At 60.2% G+C, this 13,236-nt stretch carries 12 protein-coding genes; 3 read left to right on the top strand and 9 right to left on the bottom strand.

From position 1 onward, the window contains the following. On the top strand, window positions 1-992 hold a 992-nt coding region (locus Q7O77_RS07605; RefSeq protein ID WP_304165176.1), incomplete at its 5' end, for a polysaccharide deacetylase family protein. Between the two features lie 54 nt (window positions 993-1,046). On the opposite strand, the gene panD is transcribed toward Q7O77_RS07605, so the two are convergent. The 9 genes from panD to thpR all read right to left on the bottom strand — a co-directional run bounded on the left by panD (window position 1,047) and on the right by thpR (window position 8,033). Beyond that, a complete protein-coding gene (gene panD / locus Q7O77_RS07600) occupies window positions 1,047-1,427 on the bottom strand; it encodes an aspartate 1-decarboxylase (RefSeq protein WP_304165173.1) in 381 nt (126 codons plus the stop codon). A gap of 20 nt (window positions 1,428-1,447) precedes the next feature. Then, complete coding sequence (gene panC / locus Q7O77_RS07595) at window positions 1,448-2,302, bottom strand: pantoate--beta-alanine ligase (protein ID WP_304165170.1); 855 nt, start codon at window positions 2,300-2,302, stop codon at window positions 1,448-1,450. Between the two features lie 15 nt (window positions 2,303-2,317). Continuing rightward, complete coding sequence (panB, locus tag Q7O77_RS07590) at window positions 2,318-3,112, bottom strand: 3-methyl-2-oxobutanoate hydroxymethyltransferase (protein WP_304165168.1); 795 nt, start codon at window positions 3,110-3,112, stop codon at window positions 2,318-2,320. 75 nt (window positions 3,113-3,187) lie between these two features. Then, entirely contained in the window at window positions 3,188-3,682 is a 495-nt protein-coding gene (gene folK / locus Q7O77_RS07585) for a 2-amino-4-hydroxy-6-hydroxymethyldihydropteridine diphosphokinase (protein WP_304165164.1), read from the bottom strand. Beyond that, entirely contained in the window at window positions 3,682-5,088 is a 1,407-nt protein-coding gene (gene pcnB / locus Q7O77_RS07580) for a polynucleotide adenylyltransferase PcnB (RefSeq protein ID WP_208640028.1), read from the bottom strand. Before pcnB ends, folK begins: the two co-directional genes overlap by 1 nt. A gap of 68 nt (window positions 5,089-5,156) precedes the next feature. Beyond that, complete coding sequence (gene gluQRS / locus Q7O77_RS07575) at window positions 5,157-6,074, bottom strand: tRNA glutamyl-Q(34) synthetase GluQRS (protein WP_304165162.1); 918 nt, start codon at window positions 6,072-6,074, stop codon at window positions 5,157-5,159. Window positions 6,075-6,151: 77 nt separating this feature from the next. After that, window positions 6,152-6,607 (bottom strand): RNA polymerase-binding protein DksA, encoded by a 456-nt coding sequence (dksA, locus tag Q7O77_RS07570; protein WP_026741198.1) that lies wholly within the window; start codon window positions 6,605-6,607, stop codon window positions 6,152-6,154. A 161-nt stretch (window positions 6,608-6,768) separates the two neighbouring features. After that, window positions 6,769-7,491 (bottom strand): DNA/RNA nuclease SfsA, encoded by a 723-nt coding sequence (sfsA, locus tag Q7O77_RS07565; RefSeq protein WP_304165156.1) that lies wholly within the window; start codon window positions 7,489-7,491, stop codon window positions 6,769-6,771. A 5-nt stretch (window positions 7,492-7,496) separates the two neighbouring features. Beyond that, the gene (gene thpR / locus Q7O77_RS07560; protein WP_304165153.1) at window positions 7,497-8,033 is read right to left on the bottom strand and encodes an RNA 2',3'-cyclic phosphodiesterase; all 537 of its coding nucleotides are present in this window, start codon (window positions 8,031-8,033) and stop codon (window positions 7,497-7,499) included. Between the two features lie 74 nt (window positions 8,034-8,107). Here thpR and hrpB point away from each other — a divergent pair, with 74 nt between their 5' ends. Together hrpB and mrcB are read left to right on the top strand one after the other, a co-directional pair. Further along, window positions 8,108-10,552: an ATP-dependent helicase HrpB gene (hrpB, locus tag Q7O77_RS07555; RefSeq protein WP_304165150.1), complete on the top strand. Its 2,445-nt coding sequence runs from the start codon at window positions 8,108-8,110 to the stop codon at window positions 10,550-10,552. 101 nt (window positions 10,553-10,653) lie between these two features. After that, on the top strand, window positions 10,654-13,140 hold the full coding sequence (mrcB, locus tag Q7O77_RS07550; RefSeq protein ID WP_304165148.1) for a bifunctional glycosyl transferase/transpeptidase: 2,487 nt from the start codon (window positions 10,654-10,656) through the stop codon (window positions 13,138-13,140). Window positions 13,141-13,236 lie beyond the last annotated feature (96 nt).

The following is a 13,236-nucleotide window of genomic DNA, read 5'->3' as shown; positions in this document are numbered from 1 at the left end:
GATTCATTGATAAACATGCGCTCGGCGCACCGGCCGACGGCCCTTCGGCACAAGAAAGTCCGCTGACGCCTTGTCCCCGACGTAATCTCATCACACCGAGGGCGGTGACGCTCTACACGGCGCCGGATGACGACAGCCCGACGATGGGCGTGATGGCGGGCAACCTGCGCTATCCTATCGCTGGACAACGGCACGACCGGTTCAATCATCTCTGGTACGAAATTTCCCTGGGCGACCGCCCTGCGTTTGTCAGAGCGCAGGACAGCGAACAGGACAATGGCATTCCGGTGCTGACTTATCACTATCTCCTGACCGACGCCGAAAATACGCGGTTTCTGCATACGTCGACGACGACGTCTGACGACGCGTTCAACCGTCAGATGGCCTACCTGAAAGACGCGGGTTACACGACGCTTTCTCTGTATCAGCTGGAAGATTATCTGCATAACCGCATCAATCTGCCGGGCAGGGCGGTCGTGCTGACGTTTGACGATGGGCTGAAGTCCGTGTGTCGCTATGCCTATCCGCTGCTTAAGCAGTATGGCTTTCACGCCACCGCCTTCATCATCACTTCGCGCATCAAGCGCCATCCGCAGCCGTGGGACCCGAACTCGCTTCAGTTTATGAGTATCGAGGAGCTGCAGCAGATCGCCGATGTGTTCGACCTACAGTCACATACCCATTTCCTGCATCGCCTCGGCCCTGCGCATCGTCCCGTCTTGCTCAGTCGCACGCTGCGTAATATCGAACTGGATTTCGAGCATACGCGGCGTGCGCTGTCGCCGTTTAACGCGCAGGTGTGGTATTTGTCCTATCCGTTCGGCGGCTACTCGCCGACGGCGGTTCAGGCGGCGAAGGACGCGGGCTTTCATATGGCGTTGACGACGCAACAGGGAAAGGTACTGCCGGGGGACAATCCGTTCGCGCTGAAAAGACTGTTCATATTGCGCACGGACTCGATTGAGACGATGGCGGCGCGGCTGGCCAACTAGCGGACGGACGATTGGGACGAGGAAACGGCGCCGCAGACACGACGCCGTGGGGGATCAGGCTAACTGTACCGGAATGGCTTTCGCCGTACGCTGAAGTTCGTTGTTGTCGTTGAAATAGGCGACTTTCGGGTGATGAGTGCGGGCCTGTTCGTCTGACATCTGCACGTAGGAGCAGATGATCATGCGGTCGCCGACGCAGGCGCAGCGCGCGGCCGCGCCGTTCACGGAGATAATGCGCGATCCGCGCTCGGCGGCGATAGCGTAGGTGGAAAAACGCTGACCGTTGTCCACGTTGTAAAGATCGATGGCTTCATATTCCAAAATGCCCGCGGCTTCCATGAAGTCGAGGTCGATGGCGCAAGAGCCTTCGTAGTGTAAGTCGGCCTGAGTCACTTTGACCCGGTGCAGTTTGCCTTGCAGCATGGTTCTTATCATTAGCGAATACCTGGTGTTAATTATGCAGTGAGATCAACCTGCAGGTTATCGATAAGCCGCGCTTTTCCGAGCCAGGCGGCCATCAAAATCACGCCGCGGGCGCTTTCAGTCGTCAGAGGATGCAGCGAGTCCGCGTCGCGGATAAACAGTTCATCCGGCGTAAAGCCCGCGTTGCGCAGCGCTTCGTCCGCCCGGCCCAGAATTTCGTCAATCTGCCGGTTGCCGGTCGCCAGCTCTTCCGCGATGGCGTGCATAATGCGCGGCAGCTGAGGCGCGATCTTGCGCTCTTCGGGCGTGAGGTAACCGTTGCGGGAGCTGAGCGCCAGCCCGTCCTGAGCGCGGACAATCGGTACACCGACGATACTGATGTCGTAGCCCATATCCGCCACCATCTGACGAATGAGCGCCAACTGCTGATAATCTTTTTCGCCGAAGCAGGCGACATCCGGCTGTACCAGATTGAACAGTTTGCTGACCACCGTGGCGACGCCGCGGAAATGGCCGGGACGGCTGGCGCCCTCCAGCATCTGCGACAGACCGGGGACTTCGACAAACGTCTGCCGATCGAGCCCGGCGGGGTAGATATCCTGCGCTGCCGGAGCGAACACCAGATCGGCCCCGCGTTGGGTCAGGCGCTCGCAGTCTTCTTGCAGCGTACGCGGGTAGCGATTCAGATCGTCCGCGCGCTCAAACTGCATCGGGTTGACGAAAATGCTGACGATGACGACATCGGCGCTCGCCTTGGCGGCGTCAACCAGCTCCATATGGCCGTCATGCAGATTCCCCATCGTGGGAACCAGCGCCACTCTTTTCCCTTCTTGCTGCCAGCGCCGGACTTCGCGCCGTAGCAAAAGGGGCGTTTCGATAATTAACACTCCGCTTCTCCTGCGTTAGTGAAAGGCGTGCTGGTCGTCAGGGTACAGTCCCTGCTCTACTTCCTGCACGTAAAGGCGAATGGCCGAGGGGATATCGTCCGCCAGGGCCAAAAAGTTTTTGGCAAAGCTCGGCGTCTGCTCGCCGCTGATACCCAGCGCGTCGTGCATCACCAGAATTTGTCCGTCCGTCACGTTGCCCGCGCCGATGCCGATCACCGGGATCGTCAGCGCTTCGGTGATGCGTTGGGCCAGCTCGACCGGTACGCACTCCAGCACCATCATCTGAGCACCGGCTCGCTCCAATGCAATCGCGTCTTCCAGCAGACGTTCTGCGGCGGTTTCTCCGCGTCCTTGAACCTTATAGCCGCCGAAGATATTGACCGACTGCGGCGTCAGCCCCAGGTGACCACACACGGGGACGGCGCGATCCGTCAGCATCTGTACCGTAGGCGCCAGCCAGCTGCCGCCCTCGATTTTCACCATGTTAGCGCCTGCGCGCATCAATTCGGCGGCTTGCTGACAGGCCTGCTCCGGCGTGGCGCAGCCCATAAACGGAATGTCGGAGAGCAGCAGACACAGCGGCGCGCCGCGTCGGACACAACGGGTATGATAGACCATATCTTCAAGCGTCACGGGGATCGTGGAGTCGTTTCCTTGCACGGTCATGCCCAGAGAGTCGCCCACCAGCATGACTTTGATCCCTTGTTCGTAGAACTGACGGGCAAAGCTGGCGTCGTAGGCCGTGATGGTGGCGAACTTTTTGCGGGCCTGTTTCCACTGGCGCAGATGGGTGAGGGTCGTTGGTTTCATGGCTGCCTTCCTGAATAAAAATGAGGATGCGAAAAGGGCGGTGAAATTCTACTGGAAATGGCAAGGCGGCGGCGATTATCGCGCCGCGAGATCCCAGAGGGTAAGCCCGTTGGACGGTACACGCGTCAGCCGATCGACCAGCGCTTCCCCGTCGGGGAAAATCAGCGCCGGGGCAATGTCGGCTAGCGGGTAAAGCATGAATTCGCGGTTTTTCATATCGTAGTGGGGAACGGTGAGGCGGTCGGTGTTAATCACTTCATCACCGAACAGCAGGATGTCCAGATCCAGCGTGCGTGGACCCCAGCGATGCGCCTTACGGACGCGTCCTTGTTCCTGCTCGATGCGTTGCGTCTGATCCAGCAACGCTTCCGGCTCAAGCTCAGTATGAAGCTCAGCCACTGCGTTGAGGTAATCCGGTTGGTCTTGCGGGCCCAGCGGGCGGCTGCGATAGAAGGGCGAGCAGCGCACCAGCCGGGTGAGAGGAAGCGCATCCAGCGCCGCCAGAGCGGCATGTACCTGTTGTAACGGCTGCGACAAATTGCTGCCGAGCGCCAGATACACGCGCGTCATTATTGCTGACCTCGGCGCGGCGCGGCGGGGCGCTTACGCGGACGGCGAGAGCGGCGGTGCGGCGTCGGGCCGTCATCCAGCGAGCTTAGTAATACCTGCTGTCGCGGCGGCGCGGCCACCTGGAATTCGCCCCACCACTGCGCCAAACGCTGCAGTTCCGGCTGATGTTCGATCTCGGCGCGCAGGCACAGCAAATCGTAAGCCGCACGGAACTTGGGATGCTCCATCAGCTTGAAGGCGCGTTTGCCCTGACGACGAGACAGACGCAGCTGCAACTGCCAGATATCGCGGATCAGCGAAGTAATCCGCTTCGGAATGGACAGCGACCGGCATTGCTCGTCGAGCACGTCGTTCATCGCCAGCGCAAAGGCTTCGAAATAGGCCAGACCGCTTTCCTGCGCCAGCTTCTGGGCATGCTCGATCAGCGGATACCACAGCATGGCGGCGAACAGGAAGGCCGGGTTAACGCGCATGTTGTTCTGAATACGCTGGTCGGTATTCTTCAGCACCTGCACGATCATCCGCTCCATCGCGGTGTCGCCCGTGTCGGTGAAATTACGGCTAATCAGCGGGAACAGCGGCTGGAACAGCTGGTATTCACACAGCAGCTCATAGGTGGGGTGACCATAGCCTGCCTGCAGCAGCTTCAGCGACTCTTCGAACAGGCGCGCTGGCGGGATATCGTGCAGCAGCGAGGCCAGACGCGGGATCGGTTCGGCGGATTCGGGGCTGATCGTCATGTCCAGTTTGGCGGCGAAACGCACCGCGCGCAGCATCCGCACCGGGTCTTCGCGGTAGCGTTTTTCCGGCTCGCCGATCAGGCGAATGATTCGCTGATTCAGGTCGCTAAGCCCATTGGTGTAGTCGCGAACGGTGAAGTCGGCGCTGCTGTAATAGAGGCTGTTGATGGAGAAGTCGCGGCGTTGGGCGTCTTCTTCCACCGAGCCGAAAATGTTGTCGCGTAGCAGCATGCCGTTCTGCCCCTGTTGGGACGTATTTTTCAGCAGCTGTTCCTGATGCTGTTCGTGATGGCCGCGGAATGTGGCGACTTCAATCACTTCAGGACCGAACATGACGTGCGCCAGACGGAACCGGCGCCCTACCAGACGGCAGTTGCGGAAGAGCTTGCGTACCTGTTCCGGCGTGGCGTTGGTGGTGATATCAAAATCTTTGGGCTTTTTGCCTAGCAGCAAATCACGTACGCCGCCGCCGACCAGATAAGCCTCATAGCCTGACTTGTTCAGGCGGTAAAGTACTTTCAGGGCATTATCGCTAATGTCACTGCGTGAAATAGTATGTTGGTCACGCGGAATGACCGTCATGGACTCGCGCGGTGCTGAGGAAGCGCCGGACTCGTTCTCACGGTTCAGTACCTTACGACAGAAATTAGCTACTCGGGTAAAGATAATACACCTCGATAATGATGAAAAATGAACGGCCCAACCAAAAAATAGCGGCTAATCATAGCTCACCCTCAGCACTTTGAGAATGCCGTTGTGATTTCGGGCAGCGGAATGGCCGCTTCCGTCGATATTGTCGCCAGAGACCAGTGGGTCTCAGCCCAGTTGAGAAGTTCCGACAGAGTAAGGTCCCGCCAGCTTTCCGGCAAGGGCTGGCGCAGAAACGCGAGCGCCTGCGCCAACGTCGGCCGCGGATCGCTTTGCGGCAGCGGCGGGGCATGGTTTTGTTTGGACAACTTTTTGCCTGCCGCGTCCAGCGCCAGCGGCAGATGAATATAGCCCGGCGCGTCCCACTGGAGCTGTCGAAACAGCGACAGCTGGCGGACGGTAGGCTCAATCAGATCCGCGCCGCGCACAATCTCCGTCACGCCCTGATCGCGATCGTCCACGACGACCGCCAAATTATAGGCGAACAGGCCATCGCGGCGGTGAATGATGAAGTCTTCTCGCGCCAGCGCCGGGTCAGCGTCCAGCCAGCCGCGCAGCCGGTCGTGAAAGCGCATGACCGGACAGGTCTGCGTCAGCCGCAGCGCCGCGTTATCCGCCCCCCGTTCCAGCGTACGGCAGTGGCCGTCGTAACGGCCGCCGAGACGCTGAATGCGACGACGCGTACAGGTGCAATAGTAGCAGCGTCCCTGTTGTTTGAGGTCGTCGAGGATCTGGCGGTAGCGGTCGTGGCGCTGCGACTGGTAAACGATGTCGCCATCCCAGTGAAGGCCGTAGTGCTCCAGCTGACGCAAAATGCGCGAGGCCGCGCCGGGGACTTCTCGTGGGGGATCGATATCTTCGATGCGGACCAGCCAACGCCCCCCGCAGGCACGCGCCTGCAGGTAGCTGCCGAGAGCGGCTATCAGGGAACCAAAATGCAGATCGCCGGACGGAGAAGGGGCAAAGCGCCCGACGTAATGATGATCTTGATGTAATGCGGACATACTACTGCGGGAGCGTCATGTCGATGGACGTCATATAAAGAAACGGGAAGGCCGAAGCCTTCCCGTTCAGGAATAGATTATCCTGCCATTTGTTTTTCGCGTATTTCCGCCAGCGTTTTGCAGTCGATGCAAAGGTCAGCGGTCGGACGGGCTTCCAGACGACGGATACCAATCTCGACACCGCAAGAGTCGCAGAAGCCGAAGTCTTCGTCTTCGATTTTTTGCAGCGTCTTGGAGATCTTCTTGATCAGCTTACGTTCGCGGTCGCGGTTACGCAGTTCCAGGCTGAATTCTTCTTCCTGGGCCGCGCGGTCAACGGGGTCTGGGAAGTTAGCAGCTTCATCCTGCATGTGTGATACGGTGCGATCAACTTCGCCCCGTAGCTGGTTGCGCCATGCATCAAGGATGCGCTTGAAATGCGCCAGCTGAGCGTCGTTCATGTATTCTTCGCCCGGCTTTTCCTGGTATGGCTCCACTCCGGCAATCGCGAGGATGCTCAGAGAGGATGTCTTACGGTTTTGCCCTTCTTGCATGTTGCTTCTCCTACATAACACGACACGCAGTATCGATCCCCGAGGGGAAAAAACAGGCCGCTATAAATAACAGATGGACGTTGGGTTGGCAATCATTCCTGACACCGGCCTGATAAAGTGTGAGGAAGCGTTGAATTCATCCGTAAACATAACGTATCACGCTATTCGCGCATTGCTGCCATGTTATCGAATGGTAACGAGCCATTTACTGTCATCCCTTCCGCAGCAAGATGGGTCCCGTAACAGAGAATTTCAACCCCCAGCTGCTGCGCCTGCCATAATAATTCGGCATAACGTTTATCTATGTGGCCGGCAGGAGAGATCCGGTTGATGCCGGAATGCATCACGGCGAAAAAGAGTACAGCGCGCGCTCCGCTGGCCGCCATGTACTGTAGTTCACGTAAATGCTTTTGTCCTCTCAGCGTCACCGCATCAGGAAAATAACCACACTCATGTTGCAACAATGTGACTGATTTGACCTCAATATAGCAGTCGGCTTTGCCCTTCGCCTGCAGAAGAAAATCAATGCGGCTGCCCTCTTCGCCATAGCGCACCTCGCCCTTCAGCGCGTCGTAGCCGTTCAATTCCGGAATTTTCTGCGCCAATATCGCCTCACGGACGACCTGATTGGCGCGCAGAGTATTGACGCACAGGAGATCGCCGTTCTGCGTCTCGGTGAGTTCCCAGGTACACGGATAGCGGCGTTTGGGATTATCGGAAGTGGCGTACCAGACGGTATCGCCCGGCGTGGCGCAGCCGGTCATCGCGCCCGTGTTTGGGCAGTGGATCGTCATGACATCGCCTTCGGGCGTGATCACATCCGCCAGAAAGCGTTTGTAGCGTTTAATCAGCGTCGCGGGCTGCAACGGGGGCGAAAACTGCATAGTGGTTACTCTTTGGCGATAAGCGGCCAGCTTGCCAACGACCGATAGCGGGTTCGGCCATGTTCAAACTGTGATTCGTACAGGGAGAAGCTGTCGACCTCCGTTGACCAGCCGAACGTGGCAGGCGGCAAGGCCACGGGATGGGTCGCCCCGCGCAGCAGGGTCACATGCGGATGAAACGGCTGCAGACTTTGGTGGCAGCCGTGACGCGCCGCCTGCGCCCGCAGCAGTTCCGCCAGCTGCAACAGACCGCGCGGTGCGCGGCGACATCCCAGCCAGACTACGCCAGGGCGCGGCCAGTGGCCCGCGTCATCAAGCGTCAGGGTAAACCCCGGCTGACGAATGCGCCCCGCCAGGGTTTGCAGCGCCCGTTGCTGACCGTCGCCGACCTCGCCCAGAAACGCCAGCGTGAGATGCAGATTAGCCGCCGCAATCGGACGTCCCGCCTGCATCGGAAAATGCGCCGCGCGCCAGCGGATAATCTGGCGGCGGGTGTTCTCCGGCAGCGGCAGGGCAAAAAACAGGCGGCGGGTGGCAGTCATGACGCTCTCTCTGTAATAGGGGGCTCCGATGCTACAATGTGCGCCGCTTAAAGTTAATCATTACGGAGAATTCTGTGAGTTTACCGCCCGTCAGCGAGGTGCTGGATGACGTCATCCACGCGTTGCGCCAGTCGCCTCAGGTGTTGCTGCATGCGCCGACCGGCGCCGGAAAATCGACCTGGCTGCCGTTGCAACTGTTGCAGAGCGCCGAACTGCCCGGCCGTATCATTCTGCTGGAACCCCGTCGTCTGGCGGCGAAAAGCGTGGCGTTCCGGCTGGCGGAACTGCTGGGTGAAACGCCGGGGCAGACGGTCGGCTATCGGATGCGCGCCGAAACTTGCTGTAGCGCGCAGACGCGACTAGAGGTGGTGACCGAAGGCATTCTGACGCGGATGCTGCAACAGGACGCCGAGCTGGCAGGCGTCTCGCTGGTGATTCTGGATGAATTTCACGAGCGCAGTCTGCAGGCCGATCTCGCGCTGGCGCTGCTGCTTGATGTGCAGGCGGGACTGCGTGACGACCTCAAACTCCTGATTATGTCGGCCACGCTCGATAACGATCGTCTCTCTTCCTTATTACCTGATGCGCGTACGGTGAGCTCCGAGGGCCGGGCTTATCCGGTGACGCGACACTTTCAGGCCCCGGGCGCACACGAGCGCTTGGAAGTCTCGCTGGCCCGATTGATTGCGCACGTGTTGCAGCAGGAAAGCGGCTCAATGCTGGTCTTCCTGCCGGGCGTGGCGGAAATCAAACGCTTGCAGCTGCTGCTGAGTGAACGTATCGCGGCGGATACCGATCTGTGTCCGCTGTACGGCGCGCTGGCGCTGGCCGAACAGCAGCAGGCCATTCGTCCGGCGGGCGCGGGGCGACGCAAGGTGGTGCTGGCGACTAATATCGCCGAAACCAGCCTGACGATTGAAGGTATTCGCGTCGTGGTCGATAGCGGTCTGGAGCGCGTTGCGCTGTTCGACGTCAAAAGCGGACTGACGCGGCTGACGACCCAGCGCATCAGTCAGGCATCGATGACGCAGCGCGCGGGCCGAGCGGGACGTCTGGAGCCGGGCGTTTGCTGGCATCTCTGTACGAAAGAGCAGGCGGAGCGCGCGGCGGCGCAGAGCGAAGCGGAGATTCTGCACAGCGATCTGTCCGGCCTGTGGCTGGATCTGTTGCAGTGGGGATGTCGCGATGTCGGTCAGCTCACCTGGCTGGATATTCCGCCCGCGCCAGCCCTGTCCGCCGCTCAGCGCCTCTTGTTGCAGCTAGGCATCGTCGACGATCGTCAGCAGTTGACGGCCGTCGGCAGGCAGAGCGCGGGCATCGGCAGCGATCCGCGTCTGGCGGCGATGCTGCATGCCGCCGCACGGCAAGGTGGCGACGCGCTGAGTACGGCGGCGTTGCTGGCGGCCATCATTGAAGAGCCGCCCCGCAGCGGTTCGCCGAATCTGTTCGATAGCCTGCGCCGTCCGGCCAGTCACTGGCAGCGTCGGGCAACGCAGTTGGCGCGACGGCTGGGGGGCGCCAAAGGTCGTTTCGACGACGGGTTGGCGGCAGGACTGCTGGCGCAGGGCTTCGCCGATCGCATCGCCCGACGGCGTGGTCAGGACGGTCGCTATCAGTTAGCGAACGGTGTCGGCGCTCAGTTGGCGGTGGACGATCCGCTGACGTCTTCAGAGTGGCTGATTGTGCCCGCGCTGATGCAAAGTCCTCAGCATGCCGATGCGCGAATTCAGCTGGCGCTGCCGGTGGATATCGACCAGCTGTTGCAACATTTTCCGGGGTTGTTAAGTGAGCGGAATATCGTGCACTGGGATGAAGAAAAAGGTACGCTGCGCGCCAGCCGGCGTAGCCAAATCGGCTGCCTGACGTTACGCACCCAGCCATTGGCGAAACCCTCCGACGACGACCTGCAGCAGGCGATGCTGAACTGGCTGCGCGAGCAGGGATTATCCGTACTGAATTGGGATGCGGCGGCTTTGCAGCTGCGCGCTCGTATTCAGTGCGCGCGCCAATGGTTGCCGGACGTCGAGTGGCCTGCGGTGGACGACGACGCGCTGCTGGCGACGCTGGAACAGTGGTTACTGCCGTCGCTGTCCGGCGTGCGTGACCGGCGAGGGCTAAATCAGCTCAACCTGGCGGACGCCCTTCAGCGCTGTCTGGACTGGCGGCAGAAACAGCGCCTCGACAGCGCGTTGCCAAGCCATTACACGGTGCCCGGCGGCAGCCGTCTGCCTATCCGCTATGCTGAGGATAGCGCGCCGGCGCTGGCGGTGCGGCTGCAGGAAATGTTCGGCGAGCGGGAAAGTCCGCGCGTGGCGGAGGGCCGGGTGGCGCTGGTGCTGGAGCTGCTGTCTCCGGCGCAACGTCCGCTGCAAATCACTCGCGACCTGGCCGCATTCTGGCAGGGCGCCTACCGTGATGTGCAGAAAGAGATGAAAGGGCGTTATCCCAAGCACGTCTGGCCTGACGACCCGGCGACGGCCGTGCCGACCCGGCGCACCAGAAAGTATCAGAACCAGTAATTTCGGACGTTTCCCCCTTTCTTGCGAAAGGCGGGAGACACAGAGTAGACGGCCAGGTACTGCACAGGTGCCGTTAGCAACCTGATGGAGATGTCACAGTAATGTCTCGGGACGATCGCGAACCTATCGGGCGCAAGGGAAAGGCGCCGCGAAAACCTACACGTAAACAGGCAGTACGGCGTCGCAGGGATGATGATGACTATGATGATGATTACGAAGAGTATGACGATGATTATGATGACGAGGACGACGAAGAAATGAGCCGCAAGCCAGGTAAAAAGCGCCGCTGGTTAGGATTGACGCTGAAACTGCTGCTGGTGTTCGTGGTCGTCATGGCGGTCTACGGCATCTATCTGGACAGCGAAATCCGCAGCCGCATCGACGGCAAGGTCTGGCAGCTGCCGGCCACGGTTTACGGCCGGATGGTGAACCTCGAACCCGGTATGTCCTACAGCAAGCAGGAAATGGTGCATTTGCTGGAAGGAATGCAATATCGCGAAGTCACCCGCATGACCCGCCCCGGCGAGTTCACGGTGCAGGCCAACAGCATTGAAATGCTGCGCCGGCCGTTCGACTTCCCCGATGGTAAAGAGGGGCAGATCCGCGCCCGTCTGGTGTTCAACAACGATCGCCTGTCGCAGATCCTGAATCTGGACAACCAGCGGAGCTTTGGTTTCTTCAGGCTCGATCCCAAACTGATCACCATGCTGCAGTCGCCGAATGGCGAACAGCGTTTGTTCGTGCCGCGCGCGGGATTCCCCGATCTGCTGGTGGACACGCTGATTGCGACCGAAGACCGTCACTTCTATGAGCATGACGGTATCAGCCTATTCTCAATTGGCCGCGCCGTGCTGGCCAACCTGACCGCCGGACGCGCAGTGCAGGGCGGTAGTACGCTGACCCAGCAGTTGGTGAAAAACATGTTTCTCACCAATGAGCGTTCGCTGTGGCGTAAGCTCAATGAAGCCTATATGGCGCTGATTGTGGACGCCCGCTACAGCAAAGATCGTATTCTGGAACTGTATCTGAACGAGGTCTATCTCGGCCAGAGCGGCAGCGATCAGATCCGCGGTTTCCCGCTGGCCAGCCTCTATTACTTCGGCCGTCCGGTGAATGAACTGAGCCTCGACCAGCAGGCGATGCTGGTGGGGATGGTCAAAGGGGCGTCATTGTACAACCCGTGGCGCAACCCGAAATTGACGTTGGAACGCCGCAATCTGGTGCTGCGCTTGCTGCAAAATCAGCAGGTGATCGACGAAGATCTTTATAACATGCTGAGCGCGCGTCCGCTGGGCGTCCAGCCGAAAGGCGGCGTCATCAGCCCGCAGCCCGCGTTTATGCAGATGGTGCGTCAGGAGCTGCAGCAGCGGCTGGGCGACAAGGTCAACGACCTGTCCGGCGTGAAGATCTTCACCACGCTTGACCCGGTATCGCAGGATGCCGCCGAACGTTCCGTCGAAACCGGCGTGCCCGCGCTGCGCGCTGCGCGCAATCTCAAAGATCTGGAAGCGGCGATGGTGATCGTCGACCGTTTCAGCGGAGAAATCCGTGCGATGGTGGGTGGAGCCGATACCCAATATGCCGGTTTCAACCGTGCGATGCAGGCGCGTCGTTCGGTCGGCTCGCTGGCGAAACCCGCGACCTATCTGACGGCGCTCAGCGATCCCGATCACTATCGCCTTAATACCGTGCTGGCGGATGTGCCGCTGTCGCTCAAACAGCCGAACGGCGCGATATGGGAACCGAAAAACTACGACCGCCAGTTCCGTGGTCAGGTGCTGTTGGTGGATGCGCTCGCCAACTCTCTGAACATCCCGACGGTGAATCTGGGGATGGCGGTAGGACTCGATCAGGTCAGCGCCACGTTGCAGCGCCTGGGGATCCCTAAAGAGGTGATCCAGCCTGTGCCGTCCATGCTGCTGGGGGCGATCAGCCTCACGCCGATGGAAGTGGCGCAGGAGTACCAGACCATCGCCAGCGGCGGCAACCGCGCACCGCTGTCGGCGGTTCGTTCCGTGATCGCGGAAGACAATACGGTGCTGTATCAGAGCTTCCCGCAGGCGGAACGCGCCGTACCGGCTCAGGCGGCCTATCTGACGCTGTACGGTATGCAACAGGTGGTTGAACGCGGAACATCCCGCTCGCTGACGGCGAAATTCGGGCGCTATCATCTGGCGGCCAAAACCGGGACGACCAACGACCTGCGCGACAGCTGGTTCGCTGGCGTGGACGGCAAAGAAGTGGCAATCGCCTGGGTGGGTCGCGACAACAACGGTCCGGCTAAGCTGACCGGCGCCAACGGTGCGTTGACGCTCTACCGCCGCTATCTGGAAAACCAGACGCCGCTGACGTTGACGCTGACGCCGCCGGAAGGCATCAACACCATGACGGTCGACGGCAATGGCAACGTCATCTGCAACGGCAGCGCGGGTCGCGTGCTGCCGGTCTGGAGTGATAACCCGCAGTCCCTGTGCCAATCTGCGCCTCAGACGGTTCAATCGCAGGAAGGACAGCCCGGCGGACAGCCGGATGAGCAGAAAGACGGGCAGGGCGTCGCCGGTTGGATTAAAGAGATGTTTGGACAGTAATTTCGTCTAAGGCGTGACTGCCGCCATTACCTTCAAAGCCCGCAACCTTGGTTGCGGGCTTTTTTGTTGGCAGCTCTGCATCGCGTTCTTGAGTGG

It is taken from the genome of Lonsdalea britannica, assembly GCF_946477055.1.
Classification (GTDB): Bacteria; Pseudomonadota; Gammaproteobacteria; order Enterobacterales; family Enterobacteriaceae; genus Lonsdalea; species Lonsdalea britannica_A.
This window is presented reverse-complemented; position numbering and strand designations above follow the sequence as displayed.

Bases quoted from the DNA above. Each gene is read 5' to 3' on its own strand.
- dksA (WP_026741198.1), bottom strand. From the start codon at position 6,607: ATGCAAGAAGGGCAAAACCGTAAGACATCCTCTCTGAGCATCCTCGCG.
- folK (WP_304165164.1), bottom strand. From the start codon at position 3,682: ATGACGCGCGTGTATCTGGCGCTCGGCAGCAATTTGTCGCAGCCGTTA.
- mrcB (WP_304165148.1), top strand. From the start codon at position 10,654: ATGTCTCGGGACGATCGCGAACCTATCGGGCGCAAGGGAAAGGCGCCG.
- sfsA (WP_304165156.1), bottom strand. From the start codon at position 7,491: ATGCAGTTTTCGCCCCCGTTGCAGCCCGCGACGCTGATTAAACGCTAC.
- panB (WP_304165168.1), bottom strand. From the start codon at position 3,112: ATGAAACCAACGACCCTCACCCATCTGCGCCAGTGGAAACAGGCCCGC.
- panD (WP_304165173.1), bottom strand. From the start codon at position 1,427: ATGATAAGAACCATGCTGCAAGGCAAACTGCACCGGGTCAAAGTGACT.
- gluQRS (WP_304165162.1), bottom strand. From the start codon at position 6,074: ATGTCCGCATTACATCAAGATCATCATTACGTCGGGCGCTTTGCCCCT.
- thpR (WP_304165153.1), bottom strand. From the start codon at position 8,033: ATGACTGCCACCCGCCGCCTGTTTTTTGCCCTGCCGCTGCCGGAGAAC.